Origin of the sequence: Sphingobium sp. SJ10-10 (assembly GCF_036038995.2) — a bacterium.
Classification (GTDB): domain Bacteria; phylum Pseudomonadota; class Alphaproteobacteria; order Sphingomonadales; family Sphingomonadaceae; genus Sphingobium.
This window is the reverse complement of the sequence record NZ_CP158132.1, coordinates 1935433-1949873: the sequence shown is the minus strand read 5'-3', so window position 1 is coordinate 1949873 and position 14441 is coordinate 1935433. Positions and strand designations below refer to the sequence as shown.

The 14441-nt window shown below is 63.4% G+C and carries 20 protein-coding genes; 10 read left to right on the top strand and 10 right to left on the bottom strand.

Annotated features, from left to right (window positions below; translation table 11 throughout):
• The first annotated feature begins 61 nt into the window (after positions 1-61).
• Entirely contained in the window at positions 62-439 is a 378-nt protein-coding gene (locus VVT58_RS09435; RefSeq protein WP_176392440.1) for a BlaI/MecI/CopY family transcriptional regulator, read from the top strand.
• A complete protein-coding gene (locus VVT58_RS09430) occupies positions 436-1941 on the top strand; it encodes a M56 family metallopeptidase (RefSeq protein WP_327752660.1) in 1506 nt (501 codons plus the stop codon). The genes VVT58_RS09435 and VVT58_RS09430 overlap by 4 nt, the downstream gene beginning before the upstream one ends.
• Positions 1942-1971: 30 nt before the next feature.
• Here VVT58_RS09430 and hemW read toward each other — a convergent pair whose 3' ends face one another.
• Positions 1972-3162 (bottom strand): radical SAM family heme chaperone HemW, encoded by a 1191-nt coding sequence (gene hemW / locus VVT58_RS09425; protein ID WP_327752661.1) that lies wholly within the window; start codon positions 3160-3162, stop codon positions 1972-1974.
• 121 nt (positions 3163-3283) lie between these two features.
• Between hemW and VVT58_RS09420 the strand changes: the two genes are divergently transcribed.
• Complete coding sequence (locus VVT58_RS09420) at positions 3284-3817, top strand: CAP domain-containing protein (RefSeq protein ID WP_351999961.1); 534 nt, start codon at positions 3284-3286, stop codon at positions 3815-3817.
• 54 nt (positions 3818-3871) lie between these two features.
• On the opposite strand, the gene rdgB is transcribed toward VVT58_RS09420, so the two are convergent.
• Both rdgB and rph read right to left on the bottom strand, forming a co-directional pair.
• On the bottom strand, positions 3872-4501 hold the full coding sequence (rdgB, locus tag VVT58_RS09415) for an RdgB/HAM1 family non-canonical purine NTP pyrophosphatase (RefSeq protein ID WP_327752663.1): 630 nt from the start codon (positions 4499-4501) through the stop codon (positions 3872-3874).
• Position 4502: 1 nt separating this feature from the next.
• The gene (gene rph / locus VVT58_RS09410; protein WP_066555187.1) at positions 4503-5219 is read right to left on the bottom strand and encodes a ribonuclease PH; all 717 of its coding nucleotides are present in this window, start codon (positions 5217-5219) and stop codon (positions 4503-4505) included.
• 97 nt (positions 5220-5316) lie between these two features.
• On the opposite strand from rph, the gene VVT58_RS09405 reads away from it, so the two are divergent.
• From VVT58_RS09405 to VVT58_RS09385, 5 genes are all read left to right on the top strand, one after another.
• On the top strand, positions 5317-5832 hold the full coding sequence (locus VVT58_RS09405) for a DUF6438 domain-containing protein (protein ID WP_327752664.1): 516 nt from the start codon (positions 5317-5319) through the stop codon (positions 5830-5832).
• 43 nt (positions 5833-5875) lie between these two features.
• On the top strand, positions 5876-6919 hold the full coding sequence (hrcA, locus tag VVT58_RS09400; RefSeq protein ID WP_066555190.1) for a heat-inducible transcriptional repressor HrcA: 1044 nt from the start codon (positions 5876-5878) through the stop codon (positions 6917-6919).
• Complete coding sequence (grpE, locus tag VVT58_RS09395) at positions 6916-7470, top strand: nucleotide exchange factor GrpE (protein WP_066555193.1); 555 nt, start codon at positions 6916-6918, stop codon at positions 7468-7470. The genes hrcA and grpE overlap by 4 nt, the downstream gene beginning before the upstream one ends.
• Before the next feature lie 219 nt (positions 7471-7689).
• Complete coding sequence (locus VVT58_RS09390; RefSeq protein WP_327752665.1) at positions 7690-8313, top strand: PadR family transcriptional regulator; 624 nt, start codon at positions 7690-7692, stop codon at positions 8311-8313.
• 3 nt (positions 8314-8316) lie between these two features.
• Positions 8317-8595 carry a DUF2218 domain-containing protein gene (locus VVT58_RS09385; protein WP_327752666.1) on the top strand — a complete coding sequence of 93 codons (279 nt, stop codon included), beginning with the start codon at positions 8317-8319 and terminating at the stop codon, positions 8593-8595.
• Positions 8596-8786: 191 nt separating this feature from the next.
• Here the strand turns inward: VVT58_RS09385 and ruvC are convergent, their stop codons facing one another.
• The 3 genes from ruvC to VVT58_RS09370 all read right to left on the bottom strand — a co-directional run bounded on the left by ruvC (position 8787) and on the right by VVT58_RS09370 (position 10558).
• Positions 8787-9278 (bottom strand): crossover junction endodeoxyribonuclease RuvC, encoded by a 492-nt coding sequence (gene ruvC / locus VVT58_RS09380; protein WP_066555197.1) that lies wholly within the window; start codon positions 9276-9278, stop codon positions 8787-8789.
• A 142-nt stretch (positions 9279-9420) separates the two neighbouring features.
• Positions 9421-10164, bottom strand: coding sequence for a YebC/PmpR family DNA-binding transcriptional regulator (locus tag VVT58_RS09375; RefSeq protein WP_066555199.1), 744 nt, complete (start codon positions 10162-10164; stop codon positions 9421-9423).
• A gap of 67 nt (positions 10165-10231) precedes the next feature.
• Positions 10232-10558, bottom strand: coding sequence for a heavy metal-binding domain-containing protein (locus tag VVT58_RS09370; RefSeq protein ID WP_327752667.1), 327 nt, complete (start codon positions 10556-10558; stop codon positions 10232-10234).
• A gap of 68 nt (positions 10559-10626) precedes the next feature.
• Here VVT58_RS09370 and VVT58_RS09365 point away from each other — a divergent pair, with 68 nt between their 5' ends.
• Entirely contained in the window at positions 10627-11268 is a 642-nt protein-coding gene (locus tag VVT58_RS09365; RefSeq protein ID WP_327752668.1) for a hypothetical protein, read from the top strand.
• Positions 11269-11276: 8 nt separating this feature from the next.
• Here the strand turns inward: VVT58_RS09365 and VVT58_RS09360 are convergent, their stop codons facing one another.
• Positions 11277-11519 (bottom strand): DUF2312 domain-containing protein, encoded by a 243-nt coding sequence (locus VVT58_RS09360; protein ID WP_327752669.1) that lies wholly within the window; start codon positions 11517-11519, stop codon positions 11277-11279.
• A gap of 41 nt (positions 11520-11560) precedes the next feature.
• Complete coding sequence (locus tag VVT58_RS09355; RefSeq protein ID WP_327752670.1) at positions 11561-11860, bottom strand: DUF1244 domain-containing protein; 300 nt, start codon at positions 11858-11860, stop codon at positions 11561-11563.
• A 104-nt stretch (positions 11861-11964) separates the two neighbouring features.
• Here VVT58_RS09355 and pyk point away from each other — a divergent pair, with 104 nt between their 5' ends.
• Positions 11965-13422 carry a pyruvate kinase gene (gene pyk / locus VVT58_RS09350; protein ID WP_327752671.1) on the top strand — a complete coding sequence of 486 codons (1458 nt, stop codon included), beginning with the start codon at positions 11965-11967 and terminating at the stop codon, positions 13420-13422.
• 77 nt (positions 13423-13499) lie between these two features.
• Here the strand turns inward: pyk and VVT58_RS09345 are convergent, their stop codons facing one another.
• Complete coding sequence (locus VVT58_RS09345) at positions 13500-14132, bottom strand: HAD family phosphatase (RefSeq protein WP_327752672.1); 633 nt, start codon at positions 14130-14132, stop codon at positions 13500-13502.
• An 8-nt stretch (positions 14133-14140) separates the two neighbouring features.
• The gene (gene ykgO / locus VVT58_RS09340; protein WP_004210176.1) at positions 14141-14266 is read right to left on the bottom strand and encodes a type B 50S ribosomal protein L36; all 126 of its coding nucleotides are present in this window, start codon (positions 14264-14266) and stop codon (positions 14141-14143) included.
• Positions 14267-14441: the final 175 nt, after the last annotated feature.

Here is a 14441-nt window from a genome sequence, read left to right as displayed (position 1 = left end):
CAGCGCGCTTGACTACGGATGTAATCAATGCGATTACGTCTGTAGTCGATTCTGGACGCGGATGATTGCTGTGAGCGAGAAGATCAGCGAAGCGGAACTGGTGGTGATGGAGGCGCTGTGGGAACGCGCGCCGCAGACCGCCACCGATGTGGCGGACCGCGTTGCCGCCGGGCGCGACTGGAGCGTCCAGACCGTCAAGACCCTGCTTTCCCGTCTGATGGCGAAGGATGTCATCGCCGCCGATCAGGATGGCCGCCGCTTTTTGTATCGCCCGCTCGTCGCGCGGGAGGAGTATGTTGCCGTCGAGTCGGGACGGCTGGTCAACCGGCTGTTCGGTGGGCGCGTTTCGCCCCTGGTGGCGCAGCTTGCCAGCGCGGACCAGTTGACGGCGGAGGATATAGCCGAGCTTGAGGAAATCCTGAGGGGATTGAAATCATGAGCGTCTGGATCGCAGAAACGCTGATCGCCTCGACCCTGCTGATGGCGTTGGTCATGCTATTGCGAGGGCCAGTGGCGCGATGGCTGGGTGCGGGAGTGGCCTATTGGCTGTGGTTGCTGCCGCTGGCGCGCATGATGTTGCCCGCTCTGCCGCAGGAGGTCGCCAGCCCTTCGCCCCTGCAGCGGGCGGTGGACCAGGCGGGCCTGTCGACCTTGCTGGATGCGGCGCCGTCCGCGCTTCCCGTCCAGTCGCAATGGAGCATCCCCTGGCTGGAGATCGCGGCGTCGCTTTGGCTGCTGGGCGTTGCTGCCTTCCTGATCGTGCAGGCGATCGGCTATGTCCGCTTCCGGCGTTTCATCCTAGACGACGCGACGCAGATCGGTGAGGAAGGACGCATTCGCCTGATCACCAGCCCACGGGCAGGCGGGCCGCTCGCCTTCGGGGTGCTGCGGCCCATTATCGTGCTGCCCGCCGATTTCGCGCTGCGCTTCGACCCGCAGGAGCAGGCCATGGCGATCGCGCATGAGCGCGCCCATCATCAGGGCGGCGATCTGGCCGCCAATATGATCGCGCTGCTGCTGCTCGGCCTGCACTGGTGCAATCCCATCGCCTGGATCGCCTATCGCGCCTATCGGGCGGATCAGGAACAGGCCTGCGATGCGCGGGTCTTGTCGCTCTACGGGCAGGATCAGGCCCATGCCTATGGCCGCGCCATATTGAAGGCTGCCGGAGGGCGCCAGTTCGCCGGCGCCTGCCATCTCAATCGCATCACTGCGCTCAAAGGGAGGCTGAAAATGCTGTCTGCCCATGAAATGTCGCTGCGCCGGATTAGCTGGGGCATGGCGGCGGTCGCTCTGGTGACTGCATCGGGCTTGGTGCTGACCGCTTCGGGGAGCCGGGCGGCGCAGCAGGTCGCCGCGATCACCGGCAAGGTCGATTCGATGAATTTCGGCCGGCTTGCCGATCTGGTCGCGCAGCCTGCCTCCGCCAGCGAGATTGCGTTGCCGCAACCGCCGGTCGTGCCCGCTGCACTTCAGTCGCCATCCCCTATCAGGGCTGCGGAGGAAGCCGATAGCGTGCCCCTGGCACCTCCCGCCCCGCTTGCCCCTCCGGCGCCCGTTGCCGATTTGGTGCCGCCGATCCCGCCGGTTCCTCCCGCGCTGCCCATGGATATGCGCGATGAGGGCGACCGGGCCTTGTCCCACGCCATCCCGAGCGAAGCAGAAATCCGCCGCATGATGCCGCATGTCGATGTCGCCAATGGCTGCGAAGACGGCAAAAGCGTGAACCGGCGCGAGACGGTCGATGCCGATGGCCACCGCCATATCCGCGTCCGCATTTGCGAGGCGCAGATCTCGGCGCAGGCGCACCGCGCCGCCCGTGCCGGGCTGATCGCTGCACGGGCGCAGATCGCCGCCGCTGCCAGGATGTCGGACAAGATCAAAGCCGATGTGCTGCGCGACCTGGACAAGGAAATCGCGCAGATGGATGGGGAGGAATGAGGCGTTGCGTCGGGTAATCCCCTGCGTCAGTCAGACCGCCACAATTTCGGGCAAAATCGCGTCCAGCAATAGCATGCCGGAAGGTTCGACGTACAGCCGCTGTCCCTGTTGCCGGACAAGCCCATGATCGGCCAATCGTGCGACCGCGTTCCCATCGACAAGAGCCTCGACCGCCAGGCCTGAGAGGCGCGAGATCCGGTCCAGATCGACGCCTTCCTCAAGCCGCAGCCCCATCAGCAGCGCTTCCCTGGCCCGATTGTTCCCATCCAGCGGTTCCTCGCTTTGCAGGCCATGCCCGTTGCGGATGACCGCATTCATCCAGTTTTCCGGCTTCTTGTGCCGCAGCGTCGCCAGCCCTCCGCGCCGGCCATGTGCGCCCGGCCCCACGCCCGCATAGTCGCCATAGCGCCAATAGGTGAGGTTATGGCGGCTTTCCTGCCCTGGCCGAGCGTGGTTGCTGATCTCATAGGCGGGAATGCCGGCCGCCGCCGTCATCGCCTGTGTCTGCTCATAGAGATTGGCGGCATGGTCCGGATCGGCAGGCGTCAGCTTGCCCTGCGCCACCAGCGTCGCAAAGCGGGTGCCCGGCTCGATGGTGAGTTGATAGAGCGAAAGATGGTCGGTGCCGAAGGACAGTCCCTGCGCCAGTTCCGCTTCCCAATCCGCCTCGCTCTGGCCGGGCCGGGCGTAGATGAGGTCGAAATTCACCCGATTGAAAACCGATTGCGCGATATCCAACGCCGCCAATCCCTCACGCACGTCATGGGCGCGGCCCAGGAAATGCAGCGCTTCATCGTCCAGCGCCTGGAGACCAAGCGACACCCGGTTCACGCCCGCCGCCGCCAGATCGGCAAAGCGTGCAGCCTCGACCGAGCTGGGATTGGCCTCCAGCGTGATCTCGATATCGGGCGTGGGCGCCCAGTGGCGCGCCGCCGCATCGATCAGTGCTTCCACGATTCGGGGCGGCATCAGCGAGGGCGTGCCGCCGCCAAAGAAGATCGAGGAGAGCGGCCGCCCGCCGTTCAGTGCCGCTTCATGGGCAAGATCCTTTAGCAGCGCATCGCGCCACGCATCGCTGTCGATGTCCGTCCGCACATGGCTGTTAAAATCGCAGTAAGGACATTTCGAAACGCAAAATGGCCAATGCACATATAGGGCTATGGGGTCGGCCAAGTCCGATGCGTGAGGCGCGGGAGCGGGTATAAAGGGGTCGGGCGACATGAGTGGGGGCGTTCTTAAAGGGCTTTGGCCTGCGCGGCTAGCGTGGGCTGCTGTTTTGCTGACGGTTGCGGGGCAGGGCAGTGCTGCGCCTTCCCGTGGAGCGCCTTCCCTGCCGCCCGCCATGCCTGCTTCCTATTACGGCATGGAGGAAGCGGATCGCGATGACGGCCTGATGCGCGAAGTGATCCTGGGCATGCATAATGAGGAACGCGAATCGCTGGGGCTTTCCCCCTTGGCCTGGGACAGCGCCTTGGCGGCGGATGCGGCGCGTTATGCGCGGCAGATGGCGCAGACCAATATCTTCCGCCATTCCGCACGCGCCAGCCGCGCCATTCCCAGCGGCGAAAATCTCTGGATGGGATCGCGCGGCCTCTATGATTATGAGGTGATGGTCGGCTCGTTCCTGGATGAGAAGCGCTATTTCCGGCGCAGCGGGACTTTGCCTGATCTTAGCACCACCGGCCGATGGGAAGATGTCGGCCATTATACCCAGATCATCTGGCGCGGCACGCGCAAGGTGGGCTGCGCGTTGGGCGAAGGGCAGAGCTACGACTATCTCGTCTGCCGCTATTTTCCCGCCGGGAATGTCTTTGGGCGGAACCCGCTGGACCGGGATGACGGCGCGCCGGCGCAATATGCCAGTGGCGGACGCTGATCGAGGGACAGCCTGTTCCTGCGCAGGAGTACGGCTCGGCTAAAGAGGCGCTCGTCAGAAAACCGTCGCCACCAATTGCGCGAAGGCATCGGCTCGGTGGCTCATGCCGTGCTTCTTCTCCGGCTCCATTTCTCCGAAGCTGATGCTGTGACCATGCGGCTGGAAGATCGGATCATAGCCGAAACCCTTGTCCCCGCGCGGCGGCCAGGTGATGGTGCCGTCGACGCGACCTTCGAACACCTCCACATGGCCGTCGGGCCAGGCCAGCGCCAGAGCGCAGATGAAATGGGCGCCATGGCCCGCTTCCGGTCCCTGGGCCTGGATATTGTCCCAGACGAGCTGCATGGCGAGGCTGAAATCCTTCGTCTCGCCAGCCCAGCGGGCGGAGAAGATGCCCGGATCGCCGTTCAGCGCCTCGACGCACAGGCCGCTGTCGTCCGCCAGGGCGGGCAGGCCGGAGAGGTCCGCCGCCTGCATCGCCTTCAGCTCCGCATTGGCGACGAAGGTCGTGCCGGTCTCGTCCGGTTCGGGCAGGTCCAGCGCGGCGGCGGAGACCGTCTCTATGCCATAGGGCGCCAGCAGCTCGCCAATTTCGCGCACCTTGCCGGGATTGTGGCTGGCGATCACCAGCTTGCCCGGCCCCAGCTTGCGGATCGCCTGTTCCTGTCCGAACTCGTCACTCATCTTATCGTCCCGTTGCCTTGTCCTGCGCCGCGAAGATCTGCGCGCAGCCGATGCGGGCGAGGCGCAGCAGGCGCAGCAGCTCTTCCTCATCATAGGTAGCGCCTTCCGCGGTCGCCTGCACCTCGGCAAATTTGCCGTCGCCGGTCAGGATCAGATTGGCGTCGGCCTCGGCATTGCTGTCCTCGACATAATCGAGGTCGAGAACCGGCGTGCCTTTGTAGATGCCGCAGCTTATCGCCGCGACCTTCTGCACGATAGGGTCTTCGGTGAGGGCGCCCGAAGCGAGCAGCTTGTCGATGGCGATGCGCAGCGCGACCCAACTCCCCGAAATGGCGGCGGTGCGGGTGCCGCCATCGGCCTGGATCACGTCGCAGTCGACGACGATCTGGCGTTCGCCCAGCTTGGCCAGGTCGACTACGGCGCGCAGCGAGCGGCCGATCAGCCGCTGAATTTCCTGGGTGCGGCCGGACTGCTTGCCCTTGGCGGCTTCGCGGCTGCCGCGCGTGTGGGTGGCGCGGGGCAGCATGCCATATTCCGCCGTGACCCAGCCCGAACCCTTGCCACGCAGGAAGGGCGGCACCTTTTCCTCGATAGAGGCGGTGCAGAGAACGCGGGTATCACCGAAGCTGACGAGGCAGCTACCTTCGGCATGGATGGTGAAGCCAGGCTCCATGGTGATTTCGCGCATCTGGTCGGGCGCGCGGCCGGAAGGACGCATAAATTTTCTTCTCCGAAGCGTTGTGTTGGTGCGGCTTAGCGGCAGGTGTGCAGTCTTGCCAGTGGCGATCGAGTCGAAAGATGGTAGAGAGTGGGGCATGGGGACGAAAGCGATAGTTATGTTGGCGGCCACCGCACTGCTGGGCGCTTGCGCGACGGAACAGACCGAACTGGAAAAGCCGACGAAGGTTGGCGACACCATCCGTTTTTCCGCCGGTCCCTGTTTTGGAGCTTGCCCCAGCTACACCCTGCGCGTGACGCCGGACGGGTCGGGCCTGATCGAGCCGGAGCGCTTCACCGCCGTGCCGGGGCCGACGCGCTTTACCGTGACGCCGGTGCAATATCGCCGCTTCCGCACCGCACTGGCGCAGTTCCGGCCCCCGTCCGGCACCGTCAAGCGAATCACGCATGGGGAAAATTGCACTCGCTTCGCGACCGACATGCCCGGCTATGTCATCGAATGGACCCATGGCGAGGCGCAGGCCACGCGGCTGGAATTCCAGTCGGGCTGCATGGACGCAAGCTATGGCAAGTTGCGGGCGACGATCGCATCCATCCCCCGGATGCTGGATATCGCCGCGATGGTGAAGCCAACCCCCGCCAAGGGCAAATGAGCGTGGGCTTGAGCGCCGCCCGCTGCTTGCCTAGATAAGCGTCATGGCGGTCACCCCGATCACCGAGCTTAACGAGCGCGCGCGCGACGTTTTCCGTCTGGTGGTCGAGAGCTATCTCGGCACCGGGCTGCCGGTCGGCTCGCGTACGATCAGCAAGATCGCGTCGCTCAGCCTGTCGCCTGCGTCCATCCGCAATGTGATGCAGGATCTGGAGGAGTTGGGCCTGCTCGCCGCGCCGCATACTTCGGCGGGGCGGATGCCGACCGAAACCGGCCTCAGGCTTTTCGTCGACGGCATGATGCAGGCGGCGGAGCCATCCGTCGAGGAACGGCGCGCGATCGAGGCGGGCATTTCCGAGGGCGGACCGATCGAGGAGGCGCTGTCGGCGGCGACCGCTGCGCTGTCCGGCCTGTCCGCATGCGCCGGGATCGTGATGGTGCCCAAGCGCGAGCCGGTGCTGCGGCAATTCGGCTTCGTGCCGTTGAACGAGCGGCAGGCGTTGGCGGTCTTGGTGGGGCAGGACGGGTCGATCGAGAATCGCGTGGTCGACCTGCCGCTGGGCATCACACCGATGATGCTCAATGAAGCGGCCAACTTCATGTCGGCGCGCTTTGGCGGGCTGACGCTGGCGCAAGCGGGGGAGGCTTTGCAGCGCGAGCTGGAGCATGAACGCCATGCGCTCCAGGGCGCGGCGCGGGAGCTGGTGGAGCGCGGCATCGCGATCTGGTCGCAGGATGCCGATGAGCGTCCCGTATTGATCGTGCGCGGCCAGGCGCATCTGCTGGATGACGGAACCGCCGCCGATCTGGAGCGGGTGCGGCAATTGCTTGAACAGCTGGAGGGCAAGCAGGAAATTTCGCGGCTGCTGGAAAGCGCGCTGGCGGGCAGCGCGACCAAAATCTTCATCGGATCGGAAAACAAGCTCTTTTCCCTTTCGGGTTCTTCGGTCATAGCCGCGCCTTACCGGGGCGGTGACGGCCGGGTGGTCGGCGTGGTCGGCGTAATCGGCCCCACGCGCTTGAACTATGCGCGGGTGATCCCCATGGTGGACTTTACCGCACAGACGCTGTCGAGATTGATGAGATGAGCGAAGACAAACAGAATATCGAGAATACCGAAGTCGTGGATGAACTGCCCGAGGATGCGGCGCCTGCTGGCGACGCGGCGGCGGAGCGGATCGCCGCGCTGGAGAATGAACTCGCGACCGCCAGGCAGGACGTGCTCTACGCCCATGCCGAAACGCAGAATGTGCGGCGGCGGCTGGAAAAGGAACTGGCCGACGCGCGCGCCTATGCCGCGACGGCCTTTGCCCGCGACATGCTGTCGGTGGCGGACAATCTGGCGCGCGCGCTCCAGACGATCCCCGCCGACCTGCGTGAGGATGAGAAGTTCAAGGGGCTGGTGGTCGGTCTGGAAGCCACCGGGCGCGAGTTGGAGGCCGTTTTCGGCCGCAACGGTATTGAAAAGCTGGTGTCGGTCGGCCAGCCGCTCGATCCCAACAAGCATCAGGCGATGATGGAAGTGCCCTCCGCCGATGCCGAACCGGGCACGGTGCTGGTGGAAATGCAGGCGGGCTACACGATCAAGGATCGGCTGCTGCGCCCGGCGCTGGTCAGCGTGGCGAAGAAGCCCGACTGATCTCAGGCTCCTTGCGAGATAAAAGGCCCGCCGAACCAATGTTCGGCGGGCCTTTTTGTTTGCCGGCGCGTGGCTCTGCTACCCGCTCCTGCCTTCGCAGGAGCCCGCGAGTTTTCCGGCAGGCGTCTCTTCGATATAAAAAGATATATCGTAAATCTTGACGTTCGCTATTTTTAAGATATATCTCAAACCATCATAAATCAGTTTGAAGGTTCACATATGCATTTTCATCATTCTCACCACGGCGGACGTCGCGGCTTTGGCTATGGCCGTTTTGCCAGTCCGGAAGGCTTCGATCGCGGCGGCTTCGGCGGTCGTTTCGGGGACGGACCGTTTGGAGGTGGCCGGGGCGGACATTTTGGTGGCGGTCGGGGCGGTGGCCGCCGTCGTCTGTTCGGCAATGACGCGCTCAAGCTCATTCTGCTCAAGCTCATCACGGACAATCCGCGCCATGGCTATGACCTGATCCGCGAGATTGAAGCGCTGTCGGGGGAGGTTTACGTGCCGAGTCCCGGCGTCGTTTATCCGACCCTGACCTTGCTGGCGGACATGGGCCTGATCGCTGAACAGCCCGGTGAAAGCAGCCGCAAGCTGTTCGCGATTACCGAAGCGGGCACCGTCTATCTGGCCGATCATGACGAAGGCGTGAAGCTGGTCATGGATCGCCTGGGTTCGCTCGCGCAAAAGGCGGAACGCACGGATGGCGCGCCGATCCGGCGGGCGATGCACAATCTGGGCATGGCGGTCCGGGCGCGGCTCGAAAAGGAAGGGGCCGACGCTCAGACCATGTTCGACGTCGCGTCGCTGATCGACGAGGCCGCCAGCAAGATCGAAAGGCTGTAGCCCATGGTGTTGACCGCTCATGTTCCGACCGCCAGCGCCAGCCGCTATCTTCAGCAGCTATGCAAGCATTGGGGCCACAAGTTCGAAACCGAATTCGATGCGCAGCAGGGCGTGATCGCCTTTCCCATGGGGCCGATCCGGATGGTGGCGGGGGCGGAAGCGCTCACCGTCACCATCGAACCGCAGGAGGGCGCTGATGTCGAGCGCTTCAAGCAGGTGGTGGCGGACCATCTGGACCGCTTTGCCTTCCGGGAAGCGCCGTTGACTTTCGATTGGCAGTAATGGGTGGAGGGCGGACGGTAGGCTTAGCGCTTTTTCTTGAAGCGCATCGTGCTCCTGCGAAGGCAGGAGCCCAGTTCCTACGGTGCGATGATCCACAAGCGGCGGAACTGGGTTCCTGCCTTCGCAGGAACACGGATGCGATCAATGTCTTGGAATGGCCACTTCCTTATACCTATTGCGAAGGCGCCGCCTTACTTGCGCGGAATCCGACGCGCGCTCGCCAGATGATGGGCGTGTGTAATGGCAACCGCCAAAGCATCCGATGCATCCGGCCCCGCGACTTTCGCGCCGGGGAGAAGGCGGGACACCATGGCGTGGACTTGCTCCTTGGAAGCATTGCCGACGCCGACGACTGATTTCTTGACCAGCCGGGCGGCATATTCGCCCACTTCCATGCCGGATCGCGAGGCTGCGAGCAGCACGACGCCGCGCGCCTGCCCCAATTTCAGCGTGGATTGCGGATTCACGTTGACGAACACTTCCTCGACCGCGGCGCCATTGGGCTGATGTTCGAGGATCAGGTCCGTCAGCGCCAGATCCAGCACCAGCAGGCGCGATGCCAGCGCCATCTCCGAATCGGTCTTGATCTGTCCATTGGCGATATGGGTGAGGCGATTGCCGTCCGCGGCGATCAGTCCCCAGCCGGTGGTGCCGAGACCGGGGTCGAGGCCAAGGATGATCATAAAAATCCCTCTCTCTGAGGGAGAGGGAGGGAGGCGCGAAGCGCCGGAGGGGTGAGGGTGAAGGCAACGGATAGTGCGCCGCCCTCACCCTCCCATGCTTCGCATGGATCCCTCCCTCTCCCGCTGGGAGAGGGGTTTGGGATCAACCCAGCTTCTCCATTACCTCGTCCGAAACCTCATAATTGCCCCAGACGGTCTGGACGTCGTCATCTTCTTCCAGCGTGTCGACCAGCTTCATCAGCGTCGCGGCGTTGCTTTCGTCGACTTCGACGGTGGTCTGCGGTCTCCAGGCGAGCTTGGCGCCTTCAGCCGGACCGAGCTTGCCTTCCAGCGCCTTGGCGACTTCATGCAGCGCGTCCATGGCGGTCCAGATTTCATGCTCGTCTTCGTTCGAGGACACGTCTTCCGCGCCCGCTTCCAGAGCAGCTTCGAAGATCGCGTCGGCATCCCCCGCGCTCGCCGGATAGGTGATGAGGCCCATGCGGTCGAAGCCGTGGCTCACCGCGCCCGACGCGCCCAGATTGCCGCCATTCTTGGAGAAGGCGGTACGTACATTGGTCGCGGTGCGATTGCGATTGTCGGTCAGCGCTTCCACGATGATCGCGACGCCGCCGGGGCCATAGCCCTCATAGCGGATTTCCTCGTAATTCTCCGTGTCGCCGCCGATCGCCTTGTCGATGGCGCGCTGGATATTGTCCTTGGGCATGGACTGCGCCTTGGCGGCGTTGATCGCCAGGCGAAGGCGCGGGTTCATGTCCGGGTCGGGCATGCCCATTTTCGCCGCCACGGTGATTTCGCGGCTCAATTTGGAGAACATCGAGGAGCGCTTCTTATCCTGCGCGCCCTTGCGATGCATGATGTTCTTGAATTTGCTATGGCCGGCCACGGCCTGCTCCTAAACTTGTCTGTGATCCGAAGCGCGCTCTCTAGCGGGCGCGCCCGGCAAGCGCAACTCAGACAAGGATCGCGGTGCCTGAGGCCGTCACCATCAGCATCGATCCGCTTGAACCCACCGTCTCATAATCGAGATCGACGCCGACCACCGCATTGGCCCCCAGCGTTGCCGCACGAGTGCGCATCTCGCTGATGGCCTGTTCGCGGGCGCGCTGTAGCACATCCTCATAAGCGCCCGAGCGCCCGCCGACGATGTCGCGCACGCTGGCGAACAGGTCGCGAAAGAGGTTGGCGCCCACGATCACCTCGCCGGTGACGATGCCGAGATATTCCTTCGCGGGCCGGCCCTCCAGAGAGGGGGTGGTGCTGACGATGATCTCGGTCATGGTCTTCTCAATTCCCAAAAATTTGCATCTGATTTACGTGGATGGAACTAAGGATGAAAGGGATATCGATGGACGTCAACCAGCCGGCTAAGGAACTGAGCTTCTTGGCAACCTTGGCGGCGGATATTGAGCATGCGTTATATCAGGCCGAGGCCTCAAATACGGCATCCGATCGGCGTAATGCTCTGCGTACCATCATTTCCGCCATGGAAGGAGCGGCATGGATTTACCGCATGCATATCCTTTCCGTGGCGCGAGGCATCGATATGTCCACGCCGAGAATGGAGTTCGCCTTTTCCGAAACTCTTTTGTTCGTCAGTGAACAGGGCGAGATCAGGGAACAGAAACGTTTTATATCGACAACGGCGATGATCCGGTTGGCTACAAAAACTGCACAGGAAATGTGCCCCGGCCTTAAGGTCGACTTCATGCATGTGGGTTGGCAGAAACTCAAGGACTCGATCAGGCTTCGTAACCGAATCACGCATCCTAAAAATTTAGAGGATCTGATCATTTCCCGTCAGGATTTGGATGACGCGAAGGCTGGGTTCGACTGGTTCCTGACAGCCGTCGCGGACGTCATGGAAGTGACCCTAAAGGAGTTTTCGGCTTACGTTGCCGATGCGAGGGATATTATTGAGAAGTTGCACGCAGGCGACCCCGACACAGTCGCTCTTTATGAGCGAGTGCGCCGGGCGCCGGATGATTGATTGCGTGCTTATTCCATTCCCAGCGCAGACAGATACGTCTGGAGAATGGCTTCCATTTCCTGGCGGTCGTGGGGTGCCATCTTCCGCAAGCGGACGATCTGGCGCATGATTTTTCCGTCATACCCGTTGGCCTTGGCCTCCAGATAAACGTCCTTGATGTCGTCGCCAATGCCCTTCTTTTCCTCTTCCAGACGCTCGATGCGCTCGATGAAAAGGCGTAGCTGGTCGGCGGCGACGTTGCCCTCGCTCATTTTGTAATCTCCAGTCAATGTGAATCGGTTGGCGAACGCTCCTAATGATTGTCGGCGTTCTTCGCCACACTCTCCTGCATGCGGGCGATCTGTTCCGGCGTCGCTTCGCTCTGATAGCGGGCCTTCCATTGCGCAAAGGGTATGCCGTGGATGATCTCCCGCGCTTCATCCTTGCCGAGAGTGCCGTCGGCCTCGGCAATCCAGTCGGCCAGACAATTGCGGCAGAAACCCGCCGCGCCCATCAGGTCGATATTCTGAACGTCGGTGCGGTGCTGCAAATGCGCCACCAGCCGTCGGAAGGCGGTTGCGGCAACCGCGTCGCTGAGTATGTTGTCGCTCACGGCGAACCCTTTCGCTGATCTACATCATCCTGTCGTGCAGCACGGATAATCGAAAACCGCGCCCTGGCAACCCAGAGGCGACCATGACGGTCAGGAGTTTGGAAATGACAAGATTACCGCCCCGTTCGCGCAAGGTCCGCATCCTCGCGACCCTTGGGCCCGCGAGCGACAGTCCGGAGATGATCCGGGCGCTGTTCGTGGCCGGGGCTGACGCTTTCCGCATCAATATGAGCCACGGGTCGCATGAGGATCATGCCGCGCGCATCGCGGCGATCCGGGCGTTGGAGAAGGAATTCGGCCGCCCGACGACGATTCTGGGCGACCTGCAGGGGCCAAAGCTGCGTGTGGGAACCTTCGAGCGCGGATTGGCGGTGCTGGAAACCGGCGCTGCCTTCGTCCTCGACAGCGATCCGGCGCCGGGCGATTCCAGCCGCGTGAACTTGCCGCATCCGGAGATTTACGCCGCGTTGGTGCCGGAAACCCGGCTGCTGCTGGACGATGGCAAGATGGTGCTGCGGGTCAAGAAGGTGGCGGAGGATCGCATCGACACGGTGGTCGAGGTCGGCGGCACGCTGTCCAACCGCAAGGGCGTCAACGTGCCGGACGTGGTCGTGCCGGTGCCGGCGCTGACCGAGAAGGACCGGCGCGACCTCAGCTTCGCGGTGGAGCAGGGCTGCGACTGGATCGCCTTGAGCTTCGTGCAGCGGCCGGAGGATCTGGCCGAGGCGCGCAAGCTGATGGGCGGCCATGGTGCGCTGATGGCGAAGATCGAGAAGCCCTCCGCCGTGCAGCGGCTGGAGGAGATCATCGAGCTGGCCGATGGCGTGATGGTGGCGCGTGGCGATCTGGGCGTGGAGTTGCCGCCTCAGGCGGTGCCGCCGCTCCAGAAGCAGATCGTGGCGATGGCTCGGCGCATGGGGCGGCCTGTCGTGGTGGCAACGCAGATGCTCGAATCGATGATCAAGGCGCCAACGCCGACCCGCGCCGAAGTGTCGGATGTGGCGACGGCCGTCTATGACGGGGCGGACGCGATCATGTTGTCGGCGGAGACGGCGGCGGGCGACTGGCCGGTCGAGGCGGTGACGATGATGGACAGCATCGCGCATAGCGTGGAGCGCGATCCGGGCTATTTCGGACGCCTGCACTATACCGAAACCAAGCCCGATCCGACGACCGCCGACGCTTTGGCGGAGGGAGCGAGCAGTATCGTCTCGGTGGTTGGCGCGAGCGCGATCACCTGCTTCACCTCCTCGGGCAGCACCGTGCGCCGTGTGGCGCGCGAGCGGCCGATGACGCCGATCCTGGCGCTGACGCCGCGGGCGGACACGGCGCGCAAGCTGGGGCTGACCTGGGGCGTGCATGCGGTGCGGACCAAGGATATCGGCACGTTCGAGGAAATGGTCGGCAAGGCCCGACGCATGGCGCTGCGGCATGACATGGTCGAGAAGGGCGGCAAGATCGTCGTGCTGGCGGGCGTGCCCTTCGGGACGCCGGGGTCGACCAATGTGCTGCACGTCGCGGCGATTCGGGGGGATGAACTTAGAGGGCGGGACGAGGGCTGATTGGGTTCAGGGTGGATGGAGGCGCCCGGTCTTCACCCGTCATGTTGAACAAGTTCAGCATGACGGGTGGTGGTGGGCTATCCTTGCGCGCTGAGTGCGGCGTCGATCAGGCCCAGCGCGGCGAGTTCATCCCGCAATGTGGCTGCATCGCGAAACAGGTGCCCGCGCATTCCCTCTGCCTCCGCCGCTATCACATTTTCTTCCCGGTCGTCGATGAACAGCGCTTGTGCCGCGTGCAGGCCGAATCGCTCAAGCGCCAGCCGGTAGATGGCGGGATCGGGCTTCACCACCTTTTCCACGCCGGAGACGACGATGTCGCGGAAGGGCGCGAACAGTGCGGCTTCGCGGGCATGGAAGGGCGGCCAGAATTCATCGCTGAAGTTGGTGATCCCGAAGAGCGGGATGCCGCAGTCGTCCAGTTCACGGACGATTTCCGGCATGCCCGCGATCGCTGGTCCCACGCTGTCGATGAACTGCTCGCCCCAGAGGTGAATCAGGTCGGCTTGGGCCGGATGGCGGGCGATCAGTTCGGCGCTGGTTTCCGCGAAAGGGCGGCCCCGATCATGCTGCAAATGCCAGTCCAGCGTCACCACATCGTTGAGAAACGCGTCGAGCGCCTGATCGTCGTCGATCAGGCGCTCGTACAGAATCCTCGGATTCCAGTGGTAGAGGACATTGCCGACGTCGAAGATGACGGCGGCTATCCCCACCCCGCTGATCAGCCCTGGCGGGCCTTGAAGCGGCGGTTGGTCTTGTTGATGACATAGGTGCGGCCGCGACGGCGGATCACGCGGTTATCCCGGTGACGGCCCTTGAGCGACTTGAGCGAATTGCGGATCTTCATGGAACCAGCCTTTGAATGAATCTTGCGTGATCGAAAAATCGAAGCGCTGCCCCTATGGGCGAGGCGGCCGAAAGTCAAGGGTAACTACCGCAATTCGCCGCCGTTCATCCCTCATGCAGCAAAGCCATGGCTTCAACGCTTTTAGGGGATTGGCGGCGCGGTGTCGTGTAGAGGA